The sequence below is a fragment of the Cellulomonas fengjieae genome (genome assembly GCF_018388465.1).
In the GTDB taxonomy this organism is placed as follows: Bacteria; Actinomycetota; Actinomycetes; order Actinomycetales; family Cellulomonadaceae; genus Cellulomonas; species Cellulomonas fengjieae.
The window spans coordinates 3,367,707-3,387,398 of sequence record NZ_CP074404.1; the positions used below are offsets into that span (position 1 = coordinate 3,367,707).

At 71.6% G+C, this 19,692-nt stretch carries 18 protein-coding genes; 3 read left to right on the forward strand and 15 right to left on the reverse strand.

All coding sequences use genetic code 11. The features are described 5' to 3' along the window. Nucleotides 1-29: 29 nt before the first annotated feature. Complete coding sequence (locus KG102_RS15565; RefSeq protein ID WP_208288166.1) at nucleotides 30-938, reverse strand: carbohydrate ABC transporter permease; 909 nt, start codon at nucleotides 936-938, stop codon at nucleotides 30-32. After that, nucleotides 935-1,888: a carbohydrate ABC transporter permease gene (locus KG102_RS15570; protein WP_249667357.1), complete on the reverse strand. Its 954-nt coding sequence runs from the start codon at nucleotides 1,886-1,888 to the stop codon at nucleotides 935-937. Before KG102_RS15570 ends, KG102_RS15565 begins: the two co-directional genes overlap by 4 nt. 451 nt (nucleotides 1,889-2,339) lie before the next feature. Here KG102_RS15570 and KG102_RS15575 point away from each other — a divergent pair, with 451 nt between their 5' ends. Next, on the forward strand, nucleotides 2,340-3,413 hold the full coding sequence (locus KG102_RS15575; RefSeq protein WP_208212833.1) for a LacI family DNA-binding transcriptional regulator: 1,074 nt from the start codon (nucleotides 2,340-2,342) through the stop codon (nucleotides 3,411-3,413). A 25-nt stretch (nucleotides 3,414-3,438) separates the two neighbouring features. Here the strand turns inward: KG102_RS15575 and KG102_RS15580 are convergent, their stop codons facing one another. From KG102_RS15580 to KG102_RS15630, 11 genes are all read right to left on the reverse strand, one after another. After that, a complete protein-coding gene (locus tag KG102_RS15580) occupies nucleotides 3,439-4,302 on the reverse strand; it encodes a DUF4097 family beta strand repeat-containing protein (RefSeq protein ID WP_208212834.1) in 864 nt (287 codons plus the stop codon). After that, nucleotides 4,299-4,967, reverse strand: a complete 669-nt coding sequence (locus KG102_RS15585; RefSeq protein ID WP_208212835.1) for a response regulator — start codon at nucleotides 4,965-4,967, stop codon at nucleotides 4,299-4,301. The genes KG102_RS15580 and KG102_RS15585 overlap by 4 nt, the downstream gene beginning before the upstream one ends. Continuing rightward, entirely contained in the window at nucleotides 4,955-6,322 is a 1,368-nt protein-coding gene (locus tag KG102_RS15590; RefSeq protein WP_208288165.1) for a sensor histidine kinase, read from the reverse strand. The genes KG102_RS15585 and KG102_RS15590 overlap by 13 nt, the downstream gene beginning before the upstream one ends. A 138-nt stretch (nucleotides 6,323-6,460) precedes the next feature. Further along, a complete protein-coding gene (gene cbhB / locus KG102_RS15595) occupies nucleotides 6,461-9,454 on the reverse strand; it encodes an exoglucanase CbhB (protein WP_208288164.1) in 2,994 nt (997 codons plus the stop codon). Nucleotides 9,455-9,715: 261 nt separating this feature from the next. Continuing rightward, the gene (locus KG102_RS15600) at nucleotides 9,716-10,516 is read right to left on the reverse strand and encodes an ABC transporter permease (RefSeq protein ID WP_208212838.1); all 801 of its coding nucleotides are present in this window, start codon (nucleotides 10,514-10,516) and stop codon (nucleotides 9,716-9,718) included. 2 nt (nucleotides 10,517-10,518) lie between these two features. Next, nucleotides 10,519-11,418, reverse strand: coding sequence for an ABC transporter ATP-binding protein (locus KG102_RS15605; protein ID WP_208288163.1), 900 nt, complete (start codon nucleotides 11,416-11,418; stop codon nucleotides 10,519-10,521). 69 nt (nucleotides 11,419-11,487) lie between these two features. Further along, a complete protein-coding gene (locus KG102_RS15610) occupies nucleotides 11,488-12,228 on the reverse strand; it encodes a hypothetical protein (protein ID WP_208212840.1) in 741 nt (246 codons plus the stop codon). Further along, a complete protein-coding gene (locus KG102_RS15615) occupies nucleotides 12,225-13,130 on the reverse strand; it encodes an ATP-binding cassette domain-containing protein (protein WP_208212841.1) in 906 nt (301 codons plus the stop codon). The genes KG102_RS15610 and KG102_RS15615 overlap by 4 nt, the downstream gene beginning before the upstream one ends. Then, nucleotides 13,127-13,486 (reverse strand): GntR family transcriptional regulator, encoded by a 360-nt coding sequence (locus KG102_RS15620; protein ID WP_208212842.1) that lies wholly within the window; start codon nucleotides 13,484-13,486, stop codon nucleotides 13,127-13,129. The genes KG102_RS15615 and KG102_RS15620 overlap by 4 nt, the downstream gene beginning before the upstream one ends. Nucleotides 13,487-13,751: 265 nt before the next feature. Next, nucleotides 13,752-14,801, reverse strand: coding sequence for an aspartate-semialdehyde dehydrogenase (locus tag KG102_RS15625; protein WP_208288162.1), 1,050 nt, complete (start codon nucleotides 14,799-14,801; stop codon nucleotides 13,752-13,754). Nucleotides 14,802-14,805: 4 nt separating this feature from the next. Next, a complete protein-coding gene (locus KG102_RS15630; protein ID WP_208212844.1) occupies nucleotides 14,806-16,080 on the reverse strand; it encodes an aspartate kinase in 1,275 nt (424 codons plus the stop codon). 249 nt (nucleotides 16,081-16,329) lie between these two features. Here KG102_RS15630 and KG102_RS15635 point away from each other — a divergent pair, with 249 nt between their 5' ends. Continuing rightward, complete coding sequence (locus KG102_RS15635; protein WP_208288161.1) at nucleotides 16,330-17,307, forward strand: ABC transporter ATP-binding protein; 978 nt, start codon at nucleotides 16,330-16,332, stop codon at nucleotides 17,305-17,307. Next, on the forward strand, nucleotides 17,304-18,434 hold the full coding sequence (locus KG102_RS15640; protein ID WP_208288160.1) for an ABC transporter permease: 1,131 nt from the start codon (nucleotides 17,304-17,306) through the stop codon (nucleotides 18,432-18,434). Before KG102_RS15635 ends, KG102_RS15640 begins: the two co-directional genes overlap by 4 nt. 67 nt (nucleotides 18,435-18,501) lie before the next feature. Here KG102_RS15640 and KG102_RS15645 read toward each other — a convergent pair whose 3' ends face one another. Continuing rightward, the gene (locus tag KG102_RS15645; RefSeq protein WP_208212847.1) at nucleotides 18,502-19,068 is read right to left on the reverse strand and encodes a DUF5063 domain-containing protein; all 567 of its coding nucleotides are present in this window, start codon (nucleotides 19,066-19,068) and stop codon (nucleotides 18,502-18,504) included. 16 nt (nucleotides 19,069-19,084) lie between these two features. Then, nucleotides 19,085-19,684 carry a recombination mediator RecR gene (gene recR, locus KG102_RS15650; protein ID WP_208212848.1) on the reverse strand — a complete coding sequence of 200 codons (600 nt, stop codon included), beginning with the start codon at nucleotides 19,682-19,684 and terminating at the stop codon, nucleotides 19,085-19,087. Nucleotides 19,685-19,692 lie beyond the last annotated feature (8 nt).

The following is a 19,692-nucleotide window of genomic DNA, read 5'->3' on the forward strand; positions in this document are numbered from 1 at the left end:
GTGTTCTTTCGTGTTGCGGTGGGTTTCGGTCAGCCCTTGACTGCGCCGGCCGTCATCCCGGCGACGAAGAACCGCTGGAAGGCGACGAACAGCACGAGGACAGGGAGCAGCGAGAAGAACGCGCCGATGATGAGCAGCGAGTAGTTGTTCCCGTAGGGGGTCAGGAGCGTGTTCAGCCCGATGGGGAGCGTGAACTTCTCGCTCGACCGCAGCACGAGCAGCGGCCACAGGAAGTTGTTCCAGATGACCATCCCGTTGAGGATCGCCATCGCGCCGAGAGCAGGCTTCGAGATCGGCAGCACGAGCTTGAAGAAGATGCCGAACTCCGTGACGCCGTCCACCCGGCCCGCTTCGAGGAGCTCCTTGGGGATGCCCAGGAAGTACTGGCGGAAGAAGAAGATCGTCACGGAGGCCGCGAGGAACGGGAAGATGATCACGGCGTAGTTGTCCGCGAGACCGAGGTCGTTCACCATCACGAACAGCGGGAGCATCATGATCTCGAACGGCACCGTCATGAGCAGCAGCACCGCGACGAACCAGGCGTTCTTGCCCTTGAAGTCGTACATCGCGAACCCGTAGGCGACGAACGAGCTGACCAGGAGCGTGCCGGCCACCTGCACCGCCGTCACCACCACCGAGTTGAGGAACCACCGGAAGTACGGCCCGGAGTCGGTGAAGAGCATCACGTAGTTCTGGAGCGACAGGGCGTCGACGTCGATGTCGAACGAGAGCCCGTTGCGGATGATCTCGTTGCCGTCCTGGAACGTCGCGACGAAGATCGCGACCAGCGGCACGAGCACGATCAGGGCGATGGCCACCAGGAAGCAGCCCTGGATGGTCGCGAACAGCCATTGCGGCAGCGGGTGCTTCTCCCGAGGGCCGCCCCGACGACGCGGGGTCGTCGGCGACGGGGTGACCGCGGTGGTGGGCGCGCTCATCGCGACTCCTCCTTCTTGAACGTGCCGGTCGCTGACAGGTAGGTCAGGTTGATCGCCATGATCACGATGAGGAGCACGACGCCCACCGCGGAGGCGAACCCGAGGTCGTTCTCCTCGATCCCTCTGCGGTACAGGTAGCCGACGACCGTCAGACCCTGGTTGTTCGGGGAGTTGTTGCCGGCGTAGAGCATGAAGCTCTCGAGGAACATCGCCAGGCCGCCGTAGATGCTGATCGTCGTGACGTAGACGAACGTCGGCTTGAGGTTCGGCACCGTGATGGAGAAGAACTGCCGCACCTTCCCGGCGCCGTCGATCGACGCTGCCTCGTAGTACTCGTCGGGGATCGACTGCATGCCGGCGAGGAAGTAGAGGATGTTGACGCCGGTGTACCGCCACATCGCCAGCGCAAGGAGCGCGACGAGACCCCCCGTGTCGGTGCGCAGCCAGCGGACCGGGTCGGCACCGAACAGGCCGATTGCCTGGTTGACCAGGCCCGTGCTGCTCTCGGCGAACATGAGCCGGAAGATCACGCCGGCGACCACGATCGAGGTGAGGGCGGGCACGAAGAGGGACGCCTTGAACAGACCCTTGAGCCGCTCACTGCCGAGCTTGGAGTTGATCACCGCGGCGAGCGCCAGCGGTACCGGGATCAGGAGGAGGAGCGTGAGGACCATGTACCGCGCACTGTTGGACATGGCCTGCCAGAAGACCCGGTCCCGCCACAGGCGCTCGTAGTTGTCCGCGCCGACGAAGCTGGCGTCGCCGAACACCACCTCCTGCGTGCTCATGATGAAGGTCCGCACGAGCGGTACCGCCCAGAACGCGAGCAGGGTGATGACGAACGGGGCGATGAAGAAGTACGGGGCCAGGCGCTGGGAGTAGAGCAGGGCCCGCAGAGGACGCCTGCCTGATGTCTTCGGCGGCGCCTGGCGCCCGTGCGACCGTGCCACTTCGTACTCCCGCTCTCCAGGGGTTCCGGACGCCTCACGAGACTCGACGACCGTGTCTCGTTGTGCGATGCGCCCTCGGGCCGACGTTCACTGGTCCGGCGTGTACAACGTCAACTGTGACGTTATACAGCTGTGACCTGCGTTATTACGACGTCGTAACTGCGCCCCGCCAGCATTGCCCTCGATGACCGTCGCTGTCAACCTCTGACCGTGTCGCTCACTGCGTGCCTGGTCCGGTCGGTGTGGGGCACGCCCGCGACGTCGCAGCGTCAGCCGGGACGATGCGGCCCCGGCGCGCTGTACGCTCTGGGACTTGCGTCGGCCGGGAGACCCGGGCGCGCCCTCGGCGTCGCGGCGGAACGGATGCCGACCCGGCTCCGGGACACGATGATGCGCCGGGGGACGTCCACGAGTGCGTCCGGCGGGACTACGAGAGCGCGGAGCTGCCGTCGTGAGTGTGACCATGCGCGATGTCGCGCTCCTCGCGGGCGTGTCGAACAAGACCGTCTCGAACGTGGTCAACGACCACCCGCACGTGCATCCGACGACGCGCGCACGCGTCCAGCAGGCGATCGCCGACCTCGGCTACCGTCCGAACCTGTCGGCCCGCGGGCTGCGCTCGGGCCGGACGGGGGTCATCGGCCTGGCCGTGCCCGAGCTGCGCCAGCCCTACTTCGCCGAGCTGGCGGACGCGGTGATCGCGGCCGCGGAGCGTCGCCACCTCAGCGTGATCATCGGCCAGGCCGGCGCGGACCGCGAGCACGAGATGGCGGTGCTCACCCGCGGGCTGCGGCAGACCGACGGCCTGCTCTTCAGCCCCGAGCACCTGGGCACCGAGGACCGCGGTCTGCTCGGTGACGTCGAGTACCCCCTGGTGCTGCTCGGCGAGCGCATCTTCGGCGGGCCGAGCGACCACGTCACGATGCACAACGTCGAGGGCGCACGTGCGGCCGTCGAGCACCTGCTGGGCCTGGGCCGCCGCCGGATCGCCGTCGTCGGCGCGCACCCCGACCGGCGCACCGGCCAGCTGCGCCCGTCCGACCTGCGGGTGCAGGGCTACCGGGAGGCGCTGGACTCGGCCGGCGTCCCGCAGGAGCGACGCCTCGAGCGCGCCGTCGCGCCCTGGCACCCGGAGAACGGCGCCGACGCGATGCGCGAGCTGCTCGACTCGGGCCTCGAGTTCGACGGCGTCCTCGCGCTCAACGACAGCCTCGGCATCGGCGTGCTGCGGGCACTCGGCAAGGCCGGGCGCCGCGTACCGGACGACGTGGCCGTGATCGGGTTCGACAACATCGCGGACGGTCGCTTCACCACGCCGTCGCTCTCGAGCGTGGATCCCGGGCGGGACGAGATCGCCGAGACCGCCGTCGCGATGCTGGTCGAGCGGATCGAGTCCGGCAGCGGTGCGCCACGAGCCCCCCGCCTGCACAAGGCGGCGTTCCACATCGTGGCCCGCGAGTCCACGGGCGGGCACGACGAGGAGCCGCTGCGCCACGGGGCGACGGGCGAACCCGCGGAGGGCTGAGCCCTGCCGCGGGCCGCCCGCCGCCTCAGCCGCGGGGGCGCAGGTAGGCGGCGTGCCCGTCGTTCACGCGGATCCGCACGTGCGTCGAGGAGGTTGGGTCGACCGGCCCTTCCACCGTCTGACCGCCGTCGGCGGTCGTGATGTCGAGCGCCACGGGCCTGCCGGTGCCGTACACGGTCACGTCGCCGTCGGCCGCCTGGGCGTCGACGTCGCCCTGGACCCCGGAGATCTCCGTCCGGCCGTCACTCGAGCGCGTGGTGACCGAACCGGACACGCGCGCGACGGTGACCGCACCGTCGGCAGACTGGAGGGACACGTTCCCGCGCACGTCGCTGACGTCCACGCGGCCGTCGGCGACGCGGACCGTGACGTCGCCGTCGATGTCGGAGATGGTCGGGTCGCCGTCGGCGGCATCGATCTCGAGCGGTCCGCTCAGCGCCGTCGCGGTCACCGACCCGTCGTGGGAGCGGACGACCACGGCGGTGCCCTCCGGCACGGTGACGTCCAGCGACGTGCTGCAGAAACCGGGCCGCCACCAGTCGCACCGGTAGCTCACGCGCAGCCGGTCGCCGGACTCGTCGGCCCGGTAGGTCGGGGTCGACAGCGCCGACCTGGCGGACCGTGCCACCTGGACGCGGTCGCCGCCGGTCGTCACGGTCACGAGGCCGTCGGCCTCCAGCTCCACCACCCGCGCGGCACCGTAGCTCGCGTCCTGCGACGCCGTGGTCACGTCGTCCGACCCCAGCACGAGCAGGTCGACGGCGCTGTATGCCCCGAACAGCAGCAGGAGGCCACCGACGACGCCGCCGATCCAGGTCAGCGCGCGGGCCGCCGGGCTGCGCGGGGCCGCGCTCGTCGCGTCCGCCGGTCGTTCCAGGGTGCTGGTCATGTGCGTTCTCCGTTCGTGGGTTCGTGCTCCAGCCAGCGCAGCACGGCGAGCACGCGGCGGTGGTCGTCGGCGTCCTGCGGGAGGTCGAGCTTGGTGAGGATCGACGTGACGTGCTTCTCCACGGCGGGCAGGCCGACGACGAGCCGGTCGGCGATGGCGGCGTTGGAGCGGCCCTCCGCCATGAGGCCCAGCACGTCCCGCTCGCGCGGGGTGAGCGTCTCCAGGCCGGTGCGGCGCGTCCGGGCGAGGATCTGCGCGACGACCTCGGGGTCGATGACCGTCCCCCCGCGGGCGACGCGGCCCAGCGCGTCGAGGAACTCGTCCACGTCCGCCACCCGGTCCTTGAGCACGTAGCCCAGGCCGCGCACGTCACCGGCGAACAGCTCACGGGCGTACCGCTGCTCGACGTACTGGGACAGGACCAGCACCGGCAGCCGCGGGTGCAGGCTGCGCAGGTGGATGGCCGCGCGCAGGCCCTCGTCGGTGTGCGACGGGGGCATCCGGACGTCGGTCACCAGCACGTCGGGCACGTCGGCCGAGGACCCGAGTGCCGCGACGACGTCGTCGGCCGTGGTGTAGCCGGTGACGTCGTGGCCCTCCGCCACGAGCAGGCGGGTCAGGCCGTCCAGGAGGAGGACGGAGTCCTCCGCGATCACGATGCGCACGGCACCTCCACGGTGAGTCGGGTGCCGGCTCCGGCCGGGCTGTCCAGGTCGAACGTGCCGTCCAGGGCGGCGACACGGCTGCGCAGGCCGTCGAGCCCGCTGCCGGGCGTCGCGGTCGCTCCCCCGCGGCCGTCGTCGGAGATCACGAGGCGCAGGGTGTCTGCGGGCGTGACGTCGGCGAGCACGGTGATCGCGCCGGCCTCGGCGTGCTTGGCGGCGTTCGTCAGCGCCTCGGCGGCGACGAAGTACGCGGCGGCCTGCGCCGACGCGCTCGCGCGGGCCAGGGACGGCGGGTCGGGCACCTCCACGCGCACGGGGACGGGGCTGCGGGCGGCCAGGGCCGAGAGCGCCGCGTCGAGGCCGCGGTCGGTGAGGACCGCTGGGTGGATCCCCCGAACCAGGTCGCGCAGCTCCGCCAGGGTCTCCTTCACCTCGCGGTGCGCGTGCTCCAGGGCCGCGGACGCGTCGGGGTCGCTCGACACCTTTCGCCGGGCGGAGCCGAGCTCCACCCCCAGGGCGACGAGCCGCTGCTGGGCGCCGTCGTGCAGGTCGCGCTCGATGCGGCGGCGCTCCTCGTCGGCCGCGCCGACCGCGGCCGTGCGCGTCTCGGTCAGCTCGACCGCTCGCCCCTCGGCCTGCGTGGCTCGGGCCTGCGCCTGCGCGGCGCGGGTCTGTGCCTGCCGTGCCGCCTCGACGGCCTCCGCCCGGGGCGACGCGCCCACCAGGGCGCGAGCGGTGCGGACCATGGCGAGCGATCCGGCCTGCGTGATGAGCGCCGTGATCCACGCGAGCAGCACGCCTCCGGGAAGCAGGAGGACCAGCGGCACGGGCGGCGCGCCGAGGTCGCCTGCCACGGCGACGACGGGGTAGACCAGCGCGCCCAGGGCGAAGCTGCCGGTGGCGGTCACCAGGAGGCCCTGCACCGTCAGGATCAGGCCGGCGACCACGATGTAGGCGACGTGCGCCCACGTGCGGCCGTCCGTCAGGACCGCGCCCCAGGACGCCAAGATGCCGTCGCGACGCGGGTACCGGGGCGCGGGGATCTCGACGCCGAGCTGGGCGTGCAGCCGGGCCCGCTCCAGCCGGGCGAACGGCCGGCAGAGCAGCAGGGTGCCGACGAGCAGCGGGATGCCGACGAACAGGATCGCCAGGCTGAGGCCGAGCGAGAGCCCGATGGTCAGCAGGAGGGTCGCGAGCACCAGGACGAACGAGCCGACGACGATCTGGGAGATGCCGCGCCACGTCGCGGCCGACACCGGCGCCAGCAGGAGAGCCCGTGGGTCGGTGAAGGCGGGGGCGACGGTGCGCAGGTCGTCGGAGACGGAGACGCTGCTCGGAGGCGTCGGTGAGGTCATGACAGTGACGCTAGGGCTCCGCGTCGGTCGGCAGACAGCCTGACCACCCACGAGCACCCGGGGGGTTAGCCCTACCGAGCCGAACGGGCCGGTCCTCCGTGGAGGACCGGCCCGTCCGGTGCCGGCTGTCGAGCCCGGCTAGCCGATGGTGCAGGTGGCGCCGTTCAGGGTGAACGCCGTCGGGTTGTTGTTGGTCCCCGTGTGGGAGCCGTTGAACCCGATGTCGATGCTCTGACCGGCGCCGAGGGTGCCGTTCCACGCGGCGTTCTTGGCCGTGACCGCCGTGCCCGACTGCGACCAGTCGGCGCTCCAGCCCTGGGTGACCCGCTGCCCGTTGGCGAACGAGAACCCGAGGGTCCAGCCGCTGAGGGCCGTCGTGCCGGTGTTCGTCACCTTGACCGAGGCCGTGAAGCCCGAGTTCCAGCTGTTGGCGTTGTAGGACACCTTGCAGGAGCCGGTCGGGGTGGTCGACCTCGTCGTCACCGACAGGGCCGACGACGCGGCGGACACGTTGCCCGCGTTGTCCCGGGCCCGGACGGTGTACTGGTACGCCGTCGCCGCCGTGAGGCCGCTGTCCGTGTACGAGGCCGCGGTCGGTGTGCCGACCTTGGTGGTCCCCCGGTACACGTCGTAGCCGGCCAGGCCGGAGCCGCCCGTGTCCGTGGACGTGGTCCACGTGAGCGCGACGCTGGTCTCGGTGACGGTCGTCGCGACCAGGCCCGTGGGCACCGACGGTGCGACGGTGTCCTGCGTCGTGCCCGGCAGAGTGGTGACCGTCACCGCGCTCGACGCCGCCGACACGTTGCCCGCCACGTCACGTGCCCGGACCGTGTACGCGTACGCCGTGGCCGGGGTCAGCCCGGTCTCCGTGAACGACGTGGTGGTCGACGAGCCGACCTTCGTCGTGCCGCGGTAGACGTCGTACCCGGCCACGCCGGAGCCGCCGGCGTTGTCCGTCGAGGCCGTCCACGAGATCGTGGCCGACGTCGACGTTCCGGTGCCGGCGACCAGGCCCGTCGGGACGGACGGTGCGGTGGTGTCGGTCGGCGGCGGCGCGTCGTCCTCGAACAGTCGCGCGTAGTCGCCGAGGGCACCCGCGATCGCCGTCTGCGCCCAGAACCGGTGGAACGTGAACTGCGGCGCCACACCGGTGGCCAGCGCGGTCTCGATCTTCGACCAGCTGGGGTCGTCCTTGTACCAGGTGCGGATGTCGAGGAACGAGACACCGGGCTTGATCACGTCGCCGTTGGGCATGGTTCCCGTCCAGCCGGCCGGGACGTAGACCCCGTTGCCGCCCGCGACGTAGGTGTCGTCGAAGCGCAGGAAGTCCGCGCGGGTCTCGACCGTGCCGACGCCGAGGGTGTCCTGGTTGGAGTCCCAGATGGCGTCGAGCAGGGCCTTGGCCTTGTCACGCGACGCGGTGTCGCCCGACTTGGCGGCGTAGAACAGCAGGGCACGGGCGGTGTCGCCGGCGACGCCGACGTCCTGGCCGTAGCTCTTGACCGCCACGGACAGCCCCGAGTTGGCGCCGGGGGTGGCCTTGTTCCAGGTGTCCGGCTTGCCGGTCCAGGTCAGCTCCGAGGGAACCTTCCAGTTGGCGCCGTCCGTCGAGATGTTCGCGACGACCCACGGGACCCACTTGTCGAGGATCGCCTTGGCCTGCGCGTTGCCGGAGGCGTAGTACAGCTCGGCGACGCGCTGGACGCCCCACGCCTGCATGCCGAACCACTGGTTGGACGGCGGGTCGTTGTAGACCGGCGCCTCGGTGTAGGCCATGCCGTAGAACGTCGGCGTGCCGGCCGGAGGCGTCGCGTACGCGCCGTCCCAGCTGTTGGTGGCACCACCGGCGATGCCGCCCTGGGGCGACTGCAGCCAGCGGTAGAACTCGAGCTGGCGCTCCATCGACGTCGACCAGTCCGCCTTGGCGGTCGGCGACTTCGGCGTCAGGGCCGGGTCCGTGGACAGCACCCAGGCCGCGAGCGGGTTCTGGTAGCCGAAGTGCGCGTGCGAGGACCCGATCCGCCAGGCCCAGCCGGCCGACGAGTCGAGCGCGCCGCCCCAGGCGTAGTACCAGGACAGCAGGTAGTGGGCGCTGTTCTTGCCCGAGCCCGCGGGGCACGAGGGCGAGGTGCAGCCGATGGTCTTGAAGTACTTGTCGAACAGTGCGTACCGCAGGTAGTCGCCCATCTTGGCGGCCTTGGTCACGGTCGCGGCGATGTCGGCCTGGTTGCCCTGGTCGGTCGCCCACTGGTTGGCCCAGTACACGGCCTCGACCGCACGCGCGTCGGCGTCGGGCGCGTTGGTGTACTTCCACTGCTTGGCGTACGAGGCGTCCTTGGTGAAGATGTCGAGGAAGCCGTTGGGGCCGCCGTACTTGAACTCCTCGCAGGACGGCTGCGGGATGGTCTCCCAGACCGACTCCTGCGCGCCGCGCTGGAACGTGTTGATGTACGACGTGCCGGTCGCTGTCGGGCCGAGCTCGCAGCCCGCACCCGGCGTCGCGCCGAACCCGTACTTGTTGTCGACGTCGGCGAGCCAGTGCATGCCGTAGATGTCCGGGGTGCCGTAGGTCGACCTCAGCTCGGCGCCGATCGGGTCGGTGCCCGAGGTGACGCCGCTCTGCAGCTGCGACGGGTAGGAGCTCGGGTGGTTGAACTCGGACGCGTAGGTCGCCGGGCTGGCCGGGTTGTAGAACGAGTTCGTCGGCTGATCCGCGGTGGTCGGGATCATGTACTTCTCCATGGTGTCCCACGCCTCGTTGAGCGGGGCCCAGTCCTCGGTCACCTGGCCGTAGAGCGCCTCGAGCCAGAGCCAGTAGGAGTACGCCTCCGACGTGGTCTCGTGCCCGTAGTCGGGCGCCTCGACGATGAGGGTCTCGACCGAGTGGTACGGGATGCCCTGCGGGCTGAAGTAGCCGTTGGCGGGGTTCTTGATCTTCTCGTACTGCGTGAGGAACCGCTGCGCGTACTCCCCGTCGGCCACGGCGGCCTTGACGGGTGCAGCGGCCGGCACCGAGACGGTGGCCGGGCCGGCGGCCATGGCGGGCTGGATCCCGCAGATGGCCAGCAGCGACGCTGCGCTCAGGGTGGCCGTGGCCACCCAGGCAGTTCGCCGTCGGGTCGATGAGGACATCGTTCGTACCTTTCTGGCTGTCGGGCACGCCCCCGCGACGCCGCGGGCACGGCCCGCCGCTCCCGCACGCGGGTGCGTGCGGGAGCGGTGTCGGAGGTGCACGAAGGAACTGACCGTCGGTCCCGGTGCGGCCCGCAGCGGCGCGGGTCCCCGGGCAGACGGCGGCCGGGTCGGCGCCCACTTTCCGTCCGGCCACAGCGCGCGTCCAGCCTCCTAAACGATTCTGGTGGGAGCGCGTCCACAGGGTCCCCCGAGGCATCCTCAGGACCAGCGGAAGAACCGCGCGGCCACCGGCACCCCGACGGCCGTCCACGCGACCATGACCAGCAGCGCGGACGTCGGGAACGGCTGGCCGTACCAGGCGGCGGCGAGCGCCTCGCTGCCCGCCCCCAGGGGCGTGTACCCGGCGATCGTCTGGACCACGTCCGGCATGAGCGGCAGCGGGAGCCAGACACCGGCGAAGAACAGGGACGTGAAGTACAGGGCCATCCCCCAGGCGGTCGCCGCCGCAGCCGTCGGCGCCAGCGCCGCGATCACCGACCCGACGGCGAACGCCGACAGGACGGCCAGCACGAACGCCAGGAGCAGGACCAGCGGGTCCGCGGGCGCCGCCACGTCCACGACCGTGGTGCCGAGCACGTACATGAGCACCGCGGCGACCAGCAGGGCGCCGAGGTTGACCGCGAGCTGCGCCACCAGGATCCGCGACGGCGGCACCGGGGTGGTGGACAGGCGCTTGAGCACGCCCCGCCCGCGGTAGCCGGCGACGGTCGTCGGGTAGCTGGACAACGCGACGGTCGCCACGGCGAGCGCGAGCACGGTGGGTGCGTACCCCGTGATGCCGTTGATCTGCGACAGGATCGGGTCCTGGTCGTTGAAGGGCAGGTCGGCCCACGGCATCACCAGGCCGAGCACGGTGAGCAGGACGGCGGGGAACAGGGCGACGAAGAAGGCTGCCGACGGCTCGCGGAGGAGCAGCCGGGCCTCGACGGCGGTGAGCCGGGTCAGTGCGCTGGTGCTGGACGTGGTGCGGGACACGGTGCTGGACATGGTGCTGGACATGGTCAGACCTCCACAGGTGTCGTGAGTGCGACGAACGCGTCCTCGAGCGAGCTCTGCTCGAGGCGCAGGTTCTCGGGGCGGATGCCGTGCTGGGCCAGCGCGACGAGCACGTCCTGGACGACGTTGTCGCGGCCTCGCGCCTCGACCGTGCCGTCGTCGGCGTGGGTGATGTGCGCGATCGACTCGAGCACGCCGACCGGGACGGGAGCCGACGGCCGGAACCGGAGCACCTGCTCGGCCGTCGCCCTGGCGACCAGCTCGGCGGGCGTGCCGGTGGCCACCACCCGCCCCGCGTCGATGAGCGCGATCCGGTCGCAGAGCCGCTCCGCCTCCTCCATGAGGTGCGTCACCAGCACGATGGTCACGCCGCGGTCGCGGATGCGCTCGACGACCTCCCACGTCTCGCGGCGCGCGTGCGGGTCGAGCCCGGTGGTGAGCTCGTCGAGGATCGCGACCTGCGGGTTGCCGACGAGCGCGAGGGCGACGGAGAGCCGCTGCTTCTGGCCGCCGGACAGCTGCTCGAACCGGGCACCGGCGCGGTCCGTGAGGCCCAGCTCGTCGAGCAGCTGCGCGGGATCGGCGGGGTCGGGGTAGAAGGACGCGTACAGGTCGAGCGCCTCGCGGACGACCAGCTTCGGCTGCAGCTCGCTCTCCTGCAGCTGCAGGCCGACGACCTCCCGGAGCCGGCTGCGGTCCCGGACCGGGTCGAGCCCCAGGACGCGGACGGTCCCCGAGTCGGCCTCCCGCAGGCCGCCGATGATCTCCACCGTGGTGGTCTTTCCTGCCCCGTTGCGGCCCAGCACGCCGAAGATCTCGCCGCGGTGGACCTCGAGGCTGACGTCGTGGACGGCGACCGTGCCGCCGTAGCTCTTGCGGAGGTGCTCGACCTGGATGACGGACATGACGGGCTCCTTCAGGGTGTGCGGTGCCACGGGAGCGGCGGTGGCCGGTCCCGGAACGAGCGGGTGGGGTCAGGAGGTGCGGCTGGGCACGGACGCGCCCCGGGTCAGGCGGTCGAACACGACCCCCATGACAGCCACGATCAGCAGGGTTGCTGCGGAGGCGAACAGGAGCGGTCGCTCGCCGCCGAACCACTCGGAGGTGGAGAACGGGCCGGCGTCCTGCGCGAACAGGGCCGACACCAGCACGATCGGGCCCGCCGTCAGCGGGAGGGTGAGGGTGCCCCACCAGCCGCCGCCGCGCTGGTAGCAGATGGCGACCAGCAGGCCGGAGACGTAGGCGACCAGGAACAGCATCGTGGAGCTCACCAGCAGCGTGCCGGCACCGGCGTTCTCCGGGGACAGGCCCTCGAGGAACCGCCACCGCCACCCGAGCGCGTCGAAGACGGTGCGCTCGACGATCAGCAGCCCGGTGAACACGACGCCGTAGACCACGGCCATGCTCGCAGCGGCGACCAACGAGCCGAGGGCGAGGCTGCGCCGGGTCAGGCCCGTCGCCACGTGCACCGGCAGATAGGCGGCCGTGACGCCGATGAGGACCGAGAACGGGAACCAGATGGCTCCCTGGCGGGCGAACGCCAGCACGCTGTTGTTCACCTCGCCGAACTGGTTGATCACCAGCAGGGCCCCGGTGGCGACGACGACGACCAGGCCCCAGAACCACGTGGCCAGGTACAGGTTCATCCAGAGCAGCCAGGTGGCCGTGACGCGCACCGAGCTGCGGGTCGGGCGACGTGCCGTGTCGATGCTCATCGCGACTCCTCCGGGGTATGTGCGGCCGCAGGGCTGGGGCGGTCGGTCAGGTGGACGAAGAGGTCCTGCAGCGCGACGGGGCCGAGCTCCAGACCGGCCTGCCGGGCGCGCACCGCGTCGTCCGGCAGCGCCCCGATGACCGTGGCCTGCGCAGTGCGGCCGAGCTGCTGGCGGGCCACCACGGTGCGACCGGCGACGAAGAGCTCGACCGCGTCCGACGAACCGGTCACGGTCACGCCGTCGGAACGGAGCGTCTCCGCGTCGGAGACCGTCAGCACCTTCCCGCGGTCGAGCACGACGACGTCCTCGAGCAGCCGCTCGATCTCGCCGATCAGGTGGCTGGACAGCACGATGGTGCGGGGGTGCTCGACCCAGTCGGCCAGGAGTGCGTCGTAGAACGCGTACCGCGAGGGGGCGTCCATGCCGAGGTGCACCTCGTCGAGCAGCGTCAGCGGGGTTCGGCTGGCCAGCCCGACCACGACGCCGAACGCCGACCGCTTGCCGCGCGACAGCCTGTCCGGCCGGGTCAGCGGGTCCAGCTCGAAGCGGTCGAGCAGGCTGTCGGCGAGCTCGCGGGAGAACAGCGGACGGCGGTCCCCGAGGAAGTCGAGGGTGTCCTTGAGCTTCTGGTCGTTGGCGACGTCCCCGCTCTCGCGCACCAGGCACGTCCCGGCCATGACGCGCTCGTTCTCCCAGGGGTCCTCGCCGTCGACGAGCAGAGTGCCGGACGAGGGCCGGCGGAAGGCGGCCATCAGCGACAGCGCAGTGGTCTTGCCGGAGCCGTTGCGTCCGAGCAGGCCGGTGATGACCCCGGGGCGGAGCGCGAACGAGACCGTGTCGAGCGCGACGGTCGTGTCGTAGCGGGCCATGAGGTCTCGGACCTCGACGCCGAAGCCGTTCATCGGTGCTCCCCTTCGGTCAGGCGCTGCACGAGCTCGTCGGTGGTGATGCCCAGCACCCGCGCCTGCTCGAGCATCGGCTCGACGACGTCGGCGAAGAACGTCGCCCGGCGCTGGGCGAGCAGCTTCTCCCGGGCGCCCTCCGCGACGAACATCCCGATGCCGCGGCGCTTGTACAGGACGCCCTCGTCGACCAGCTCGGCGAAGGCCTTGGCGGCGGTCGCCGGGTTGATCCGGAACGTCGTCGCGTACTGCGTGGTGGACATGACCTGCTCCTCCGCACTGAGAGCACCGGACAGCACGTCGCCGCGGATCTGGTCGGCGATCTGGACGTACAGGGGGTCACGACCGTCGAACATCGCGCACCTCCCTTCCCTGGTTCGTTACTTGACCAACTAACCATAGAGCCATATCCCCGCACAACCCCTTACGTCCGAGCAGATGGAGGTCCTGACCTACTTCCGCTCGGACGTCAGCATGGACGCCTGCGCAGCGTCCGAGCAGATGGAGGTCCTGACCCACCTCTGCTCGGACGTCCTGGGGTGGACAGCACGACGTCCGCACTCGGGAGGGTGGGAGCCCCCTCGAGTGCGGACGTCGGTGTGTGTCAGGCGGTGGTGGTCGTCAGACGGTGGCGAGGCGCTGGGCGGCGACCAGCTCGGCGATCTGCACCGCGTTCAGCGCGGCGCCCTTGCGCAGGTTGTCGTTGCTGACGAACAGCGCGAGCCCGCGCCCGCCCTCGACGCCCTCGTCCCGGCGCAGCCGGCCGACGAAGGACGGGTCCTTGCCCGCGGCCTGCAACGGCGTCGGCACGTCGGTCAGCTGGACGCCCGGCGCGTGCGCCAGCAGCTCGGCGGCGCGCTCCGGGCTCAGCGGACGCGCGAACTCCGCGTTGATCGACAGCGAGTGGCCGGTGAACACCGGGACCCGGACGCACGTGCCGGAGACCAGCAGCTCCGGGATGTCGAGGATCTTGCGCGACTCGTGCCGGAGCTTCTGCTCCTCGTCGGTCTCGAACAACCCGTCGTCCACCAGGTTCCCGGCGAGCGGGATCACGTCGAACGCGATGGGCGCCACGTACTTGACCGGGGCGGGCAGCGTCACGGCGGACCCGTCGTGCACCAGCGCGAGAGTGTCCTGCTCGACCGCCGCGCGGATCTGGCTGTCCAGCTCGTCGGCGCCCGCGAGGCCCGAACCGGAGACCGCCTGGTAGGTGGAGACGACCAGGCGCCGCAGGCCGGCCTCGTCGTGCAGGACCTTGAGCACCGGCATCGCGGCCATCGTCGTGCAGTTGGGGTTGGCAATGATGCCCTTGACGGCCCCCGCGATCGCGCCCGGGTTGACCTCGGAGACGACCAGCGGCACCTCGGGGTCGCGCCGCCACGCCGAGGAGTTGTCGATCACGAGGGCGCCCGCGGCGGCGAACCGGGGGGCGTGGATCTTCGAGGCGGCGCCGCCCGCGGAGAACAGCGCGACGTCGATGCCCGAGAGGTCCTCGGTCTCCACGTCCTCCACGACGACGTCGGCACCCTTCCAGGGCAGCGTCGTGCCGGCCGAACGCGCGGACGCGAAGTAGCGGATCGACGCGACGGGGAAGTCGCGCTCGTCCAGCAGGCGCCGCATGACACTGCCGACCTGGCCGGTGGCGCCGACCACCGCGATGTTCAGTCCCATCGCCCTACCGTCCCGTCCCGCCGTACACGACGGCCTCGTCTTCCGTGGAGTCGAGCTGGAACGCCGTGTGCACGGCGCGGACCGCCTCGTCGAGGGAGTCCGCGCGCGTGACCACGGAGATCCGGATCTCCGACGTCGAGATCATCTCGATGTTGACCCCGGCCTCGGACAGCGCCGCGAACAGCCGTGCCGAGACGCCGGGGTGCGACCGCATGCCGGCACCGATCAGCGAGAGCTTGCCGATGGTGTCGTCGTACTGCAGCGACGCGAAGCCGATCTCCGGCTGGTGCTCGGTCAGCGCGGCCGTCGCGGCCGCACCGTCCGTGGCGGGCAGCGTGAAGGAGATGTCCGTCAGCCCGGTCGAGGCGACCGACACGTTCTGCACGATCATGTCGATGTTCACGCCCGCGCCGGCGACGACCTCGAAGATGCGCGCGGCCTTGCCCGGCACGTCGGGCACACCGACGACGGTGATCTTGGCCTCGCTGCGGTCGTGCGCGACGCCGGCGATGATCGGCTGTTCCACAATCTCTCCTTCAGCAGCGGGCTCGTCCGTCACCAGGGTGCCCGTATGAGTGGTGAACGACGAGCGCACGTGAATCGGTACCCCGTACCGGCGCGCGTACTCCACGCAGCGCAGGACCAGCACCTTGGCGCCGCTCGCCGCGAGCTCGAGCATCTCCCCGTAGCTGACGCGGTCGAGCTTGCGCGCGGTGGGCACGATCCGGGGGTCGGCGGTGAACACCCCGGCGACATCCGTGTAGATCTCGCAGACGTCCGCCTTGAGGGCCGCCGCCAGCGCGACCGCGGTCGTGTCCGAGCCGCCGCGACCGAGCGTCGTGACGTCGTTGGTGGACGGGTTGACGCCCTGGAAGCCGGCGACGATCGCCACCGACCCCTGCGCGAGCGTCTGCCGGATCCGGCTGGGCGTGACGTCGATGATCCGCGCCTTGCCGTACGACTCGTCGGTGATGACCCCGGCCTGCTGCCCGGTGAACGACTTGGCCTCGACGCCGAGGTTGTGGATCGCCATCGCGAGCAGGGACATCGAGATCCGCTCGCCGGCGGTCAGCAGGATGTCCATCTCGCGCTGCGGCGGCAGCGGGGTGACCTGGGTGGCGAGGTCGATCAGCTCGTCCGTCGTGTCACCCATCGCGCTGACGACCACGACGACGTCGTGGCCGGCGCGCTTGGCCTCGGCCACCCGCTTCGCGACTCGCTTGATGCTGGTGGCGTCGGCGACGGAGGAACCGCCGTACTTCTGCACGATCAGGGCCACGGGGACATCTTTCGCGGGCGCGGGACAGGACCGGGCGAGTGTACGGCCGTGCCCACCAGGTGGGCTCGGAGTTTCAGATGCCGGATCGTGGCCCCGGTGGAGCGACGGCGCGGACGGCGAAACGCTCCGGTTCGACCCGTCGCCGTCGCGGTGGAGCGGCTCGGCCCCGCAGGCGTTCTGCACAGCACCTGCACAGCGACTTTCGTGAAAACCGCCCGGCCACATGGGGTGCGGTCCTAGGTTGACGCCATGTCGAGCACCGTCGATGACGACACCACGACCACCCCGCCACCTGCCGCGACGACCGCCGGCGTCGTCGTGCGCGACCTGCACCGCGCGTTCGGGGCCGTCAAGGCGCTCGACGGCGCCCAGCTGACCGCCCGCGCCGGTGCGGTCACCGCGCTCGTCGGTCCCAACGGCTCGGGCAAGACCACGCTGCTCCTGGTCCTCGCCGGTCTGCTCGTCCCCGACCGGGGCGAGGTGAGCGTCGGCGGCCACGATCCCGTCGCGCACGGTGCGGCGGCCCGCGCGGTGACCGGGTGGATGCCCGACACGTTCGGCACCTGGGACTCCCTGACCGCGCGCGAGGTGCTGCTCACGTTCGCCGCCGCGTACCGGCTCTCCCCCGCGACCGCCGCGGACCGGGTGACCGAGCTGCTCGCGACGGTCCACCTCGCCGAGTACGCCGACCGCCCCGCCAGCGTCCTGTCCCGCGGCCAGAAGCAGCGCCTGGGCCTGGCCCGGGCGCTCGTGCACGACCCCGCGGTGCTCCTGCTCGACGAGCCGGCCAGCGGGCTCGACCCGCGCTCCCGTGTGGACCTGCGGATCCTGCTGCGCAGGCTCGCCGACGAGGGCAAGACGGTCCTGGTCTCGAGCCACGTGCTGTCCGAGCTGGACGAGATGGCCGACGACGCCGTCTTCCTGTCCCGGGGCCGCACCGTGGTCCCGGACGCGGCGGCCGGTGCGGCCCGCTCCTGGCACGTGCGCGCTCTGTCCCTCGAGTCCCTCACCGACTGGCTCACGAGCACCGGATCCGCCTGGCAGCCCGACGGCGCACCCACCTCACCGAGCGGCGCGGGTGGGGTGCTCATCGACGTCGCGGGCGACGACGGCGCCGCCCAGCTGCTCCGGGACGCGGTCACCGCCGGCGTGCCGATCGCGTCTCTCGTGCCCGCCTCCGGCGCGCTCGAACAGGCCTACCTGACCCTCGAGGAGGAGCGGCGATGACGCTGTCCGAGGTCGCGCTCGAGCCCGACCAGCCGACGACGCCCCCGCGCGCCCCCCGGTCCGCCACCTGGGGACTGACGTGGCACGGCGTCCGCACGGTCGCCGTGCTGGAGCTGCGGCAACGGGTGCGCTCGACCCGGTGGATCGTGGCGCTCGTCGTGTGGTTCGTGGTGGTGGGCGGGATCACCCTGCTGACCTCCGGCGCGCTCGCCATGTTGGGGTCGGGGCCGAGCGACGGTCGCGCGTCGACGGGGCCGCTGCTGTTCGGGGCGGTGACGTTCCTGGTGCTCGGCCTGGGTCTGCTGGTCACGCCGACGCTCGCCTCGACCGGCATCAACGGCGACCGCAACGCCGGCACGCTGGCGACGCTGCAGGTCACGCTGCTGACCCCCGCCGAGATCGCGGCCGGGAAGCTGCTCGCCGCGTGGGCTGCCGCCTGCGCGTTCCTCGTCGCGAGCCTGCCGTTCCTCGGCATCGCCATGGCCCTGGGCGGGACGCCCGGCACCGCCCTGCCGCGCGTCGTCCTGCTCATCGCGATCCTGCTGGCGTCGGTGTGCGGGATCGGGCTGGGCTTCTCCGCGCTCACCGCGCGCACCGCCGGGTCGACCGTCCTGACGTTCCTCACCGTCGCCGCGCTCACGCTGCTGACCCCGGTGCTGTTCGGGCTGACGTACCCGTCGATCTCCCGGACGCAGGACGTCCCCGTCAACTCGGTGCCGAGCGACTGGGACGGCCAGTCGGACCCCGAGTGCGAGGTCACGGTGCAGGAGCGCGCCGTCCCGCACACCGAGCGCACCTGGTGGCTGCTGGGCATCAACCCGTTCGTCGTCCTCTCCGACGGCGCGGGAACCGCGGAGGGAACCCGTATCACCGGCCGCGACAACGACCCGCTCGCGTTGATCCGCACCGGGGTCCGGGAGCTGCGCGCCGGGCCCACGCTGCCGCTCGACGAGTGCTGGGTCGGGCAGAGCGACCCACCGGCCGAGCCCGACACCGTCTCCGGCGCACCGGTGTGGCCATGGGGGCTCGCGGTCAACGTGCTGCTCGGCGCCGCCGGCTACGTCGTCGCCGTCCGCCGTCTGCGGATCCCGCAGCGCACGCTCGCCCGGGGGACGCGCGTCGCCTGAGAGCCGTCAGGGCTGGAGGGCGTCGTACTCGGCCTCAGCGGCAGTGCTCTCGCGTCGCCTGGACCGGTCAGGGCTGGAGGGCGTCGTACTCGGCCTCAGCGGCGACGTCATCCTCCACGTCCAACCGAAGGTGCGCCAGCATCGTCTGCAGGGTGCGCAGGACGCTCGAGGCGCGCTCGCCCCAGTCGGACAGGTACGAGAACTGCCACCACCACAGTGCCTCGAGCACGCCCCCGGTCTCGTAGTGCCGCAGGCCCTGCGCCAGCGCACCGGCGATCGCGACCAGGTCGCCGGACACGGTCGCCTGCTGGACGTCGACGCCGAGCAGCGGGTCGACGATCGCGGCGTACTCGTCGATCCCCTCGAAGACGTTCGCCAGGTTGGCGTGCAGGGGGTCGACGTCCGGGTCGGGGCCGAGGTCCGGCTCGAACCGCTCGGACGGCACCACGTCGGTGGTCGCACCGAGCCGCGCGCCGGCCGCGAGCACGTCGCTCACCGCGAGCAGCAGCAGCGGCAGCGACGCGTCCGGGTTCGCCCCCGACGCGACCTCCGTGACGGTGATCAGATAGCTGCGCGCTTCCGCCGCGACCGCGTCGGCGATGTCCTGCAGATCCGCATCCATCGTGCCGGTCATGGTGTTGCCTGCTTCCTCATGCGCTGATCCGTCGTCGGCCCTCGAACGCCCGGCCGAGCGTCACCTCGTCGGCGTACTCCAGGTCCCCGCCCACCGGCAGGCCCGACGCGAGCCGGCTGACCGTCAGCCCCATCGGGACCAGCAGGCGGGCCAGGTAGGTGGCCGTCGCCTCGCCCTCGACGTTCGGGTCCGTGGCCAGGATGACCTCGGTGACGGTGCCGTCGGCGAGGCGCGTCATCAGCCCCGCGATGCGCAGGTCGTCCGGGCCGACACCGGCGATCGGGTTGATGGCCCCGCCGAGCACGTGGTACTTGCCGCGGAACTCGCGCGTGCGCTCGATGGCGACGACGTCCTTGGACTCCTCGACCACGCAGATCGACGCCGGCGAGCGGCGCGGGTCGCGGCAGATGCGGCACTGCGGCTCCTGCGCGACGTTGCCGCAGATCTCGCAGAACCGGACGCGGAGCTTGACCTCGGTCAGCGCGTCGGACAGCCGCCGCACGTCCGCCGGATCCGCGGACAGGATGTGGAACGCGATCCGCTGGGCGCTCTTGGGACCGACTCCGGGCAGTCGCCCGAGCTCGTCGATCAGGTCCTGGACCGCGCCTTCGTACACGCGGCCAG

Excerpts from the sequence above, each read along its gene's own strand:
- KG102_RS15615 (WP_208212841.1), bottom strand. The coding sequence starts at position 13,130 with ATGAACGGCTTCGGCGTCGAGGTCCGAGACCTCATGGCCCGCTACGAC.
- KG102_RS15605 (WP_208288163.1), bottom strand. The coding sequence starts at position 11,418 with ATGTCCGTCATCCAGGTCGAGCACCTCCGCAAGAGCTACGGCGGCACG.
- KG102_RS15625 (WP_208288162.1), bottom strand. The coding sequence starts at position 14,801 with ATGGGACTGAACATCGCGGTGGTCGGCGCCACCGGCCAGGTCGGCAGT.
- KG102_RS15600 (WP_208212838.1), bottom strand. The coding sequence starts at position 10,516 with ATGTCCAGCACCATGTCCAGCACCGTGTCCCGCACCACGTCCAGCACC.
- KG102_RS15645 (WP_208212847.1), bottom strand. The coding sequence starts at position 19,068 with ATGACCGGCACGATGGATGCGGATCTGCAGGACATCGCCGACGCGGTC.
- cbhB (WP_208288164.1), bottom strand. The coding sequence starts at position 9,454 with ATGTCCTCATCGACCCGACGGCGAACTGCCTGGGTGGCCACGGCCACC.
- KG102_RS15590 (WP_208288165.1), bottom strand. The coding sequence starts at position 6,322 with ATGACCTCACCGACGCCTCCGAGCAGCGTCTCCGTCTCCGACGACCTG.
- KG102_RS15620 (WP_208212842.1), bottom strand. The coding sequence starts at position 13,486 with ATGTTCGACGGTCGTGACCCCCTGTACGTCCAGATCGCCGACCAGATC.
- KG102_RS15635 (WP_208288161.1), top strand. The coding sequence starts at position 16,330 with ATGTCGAGCACCGTCGATGACGACACCACGACCACCCCGCCACCTGCC.
- KG102_RS15580 (WP_208212834.1), bottom strand. The coding sequence starts at position 4,302 with ATGACCAGCACCCTGGAACGACCGGCGGACGCGACGAGCGCGGCCCCG.
- KG102_RS15640 (WP_208288160.1), top strand. The coding sequence starts at position 17,304 with ATGACGCTGTCCGAGGTCGCGCTCGAGCCCGACCAGCCGACGACGCCC.
- KG102_RS15610 (WP_208212840.1), bottom strand. The coding sequence starts at position 12,228 with ATGAGCATCGACACGGCACGTCGCCCGACCCGCAGCTCGGTGCGCGTC.
- KG102_RS15565 (WP_208288166.1), bottom strand. The coding sequence starts at position 938 with ATGAGCGCGCCCACCACCGCGGTCACCCCGTCGCCGACGACCCCGCGT.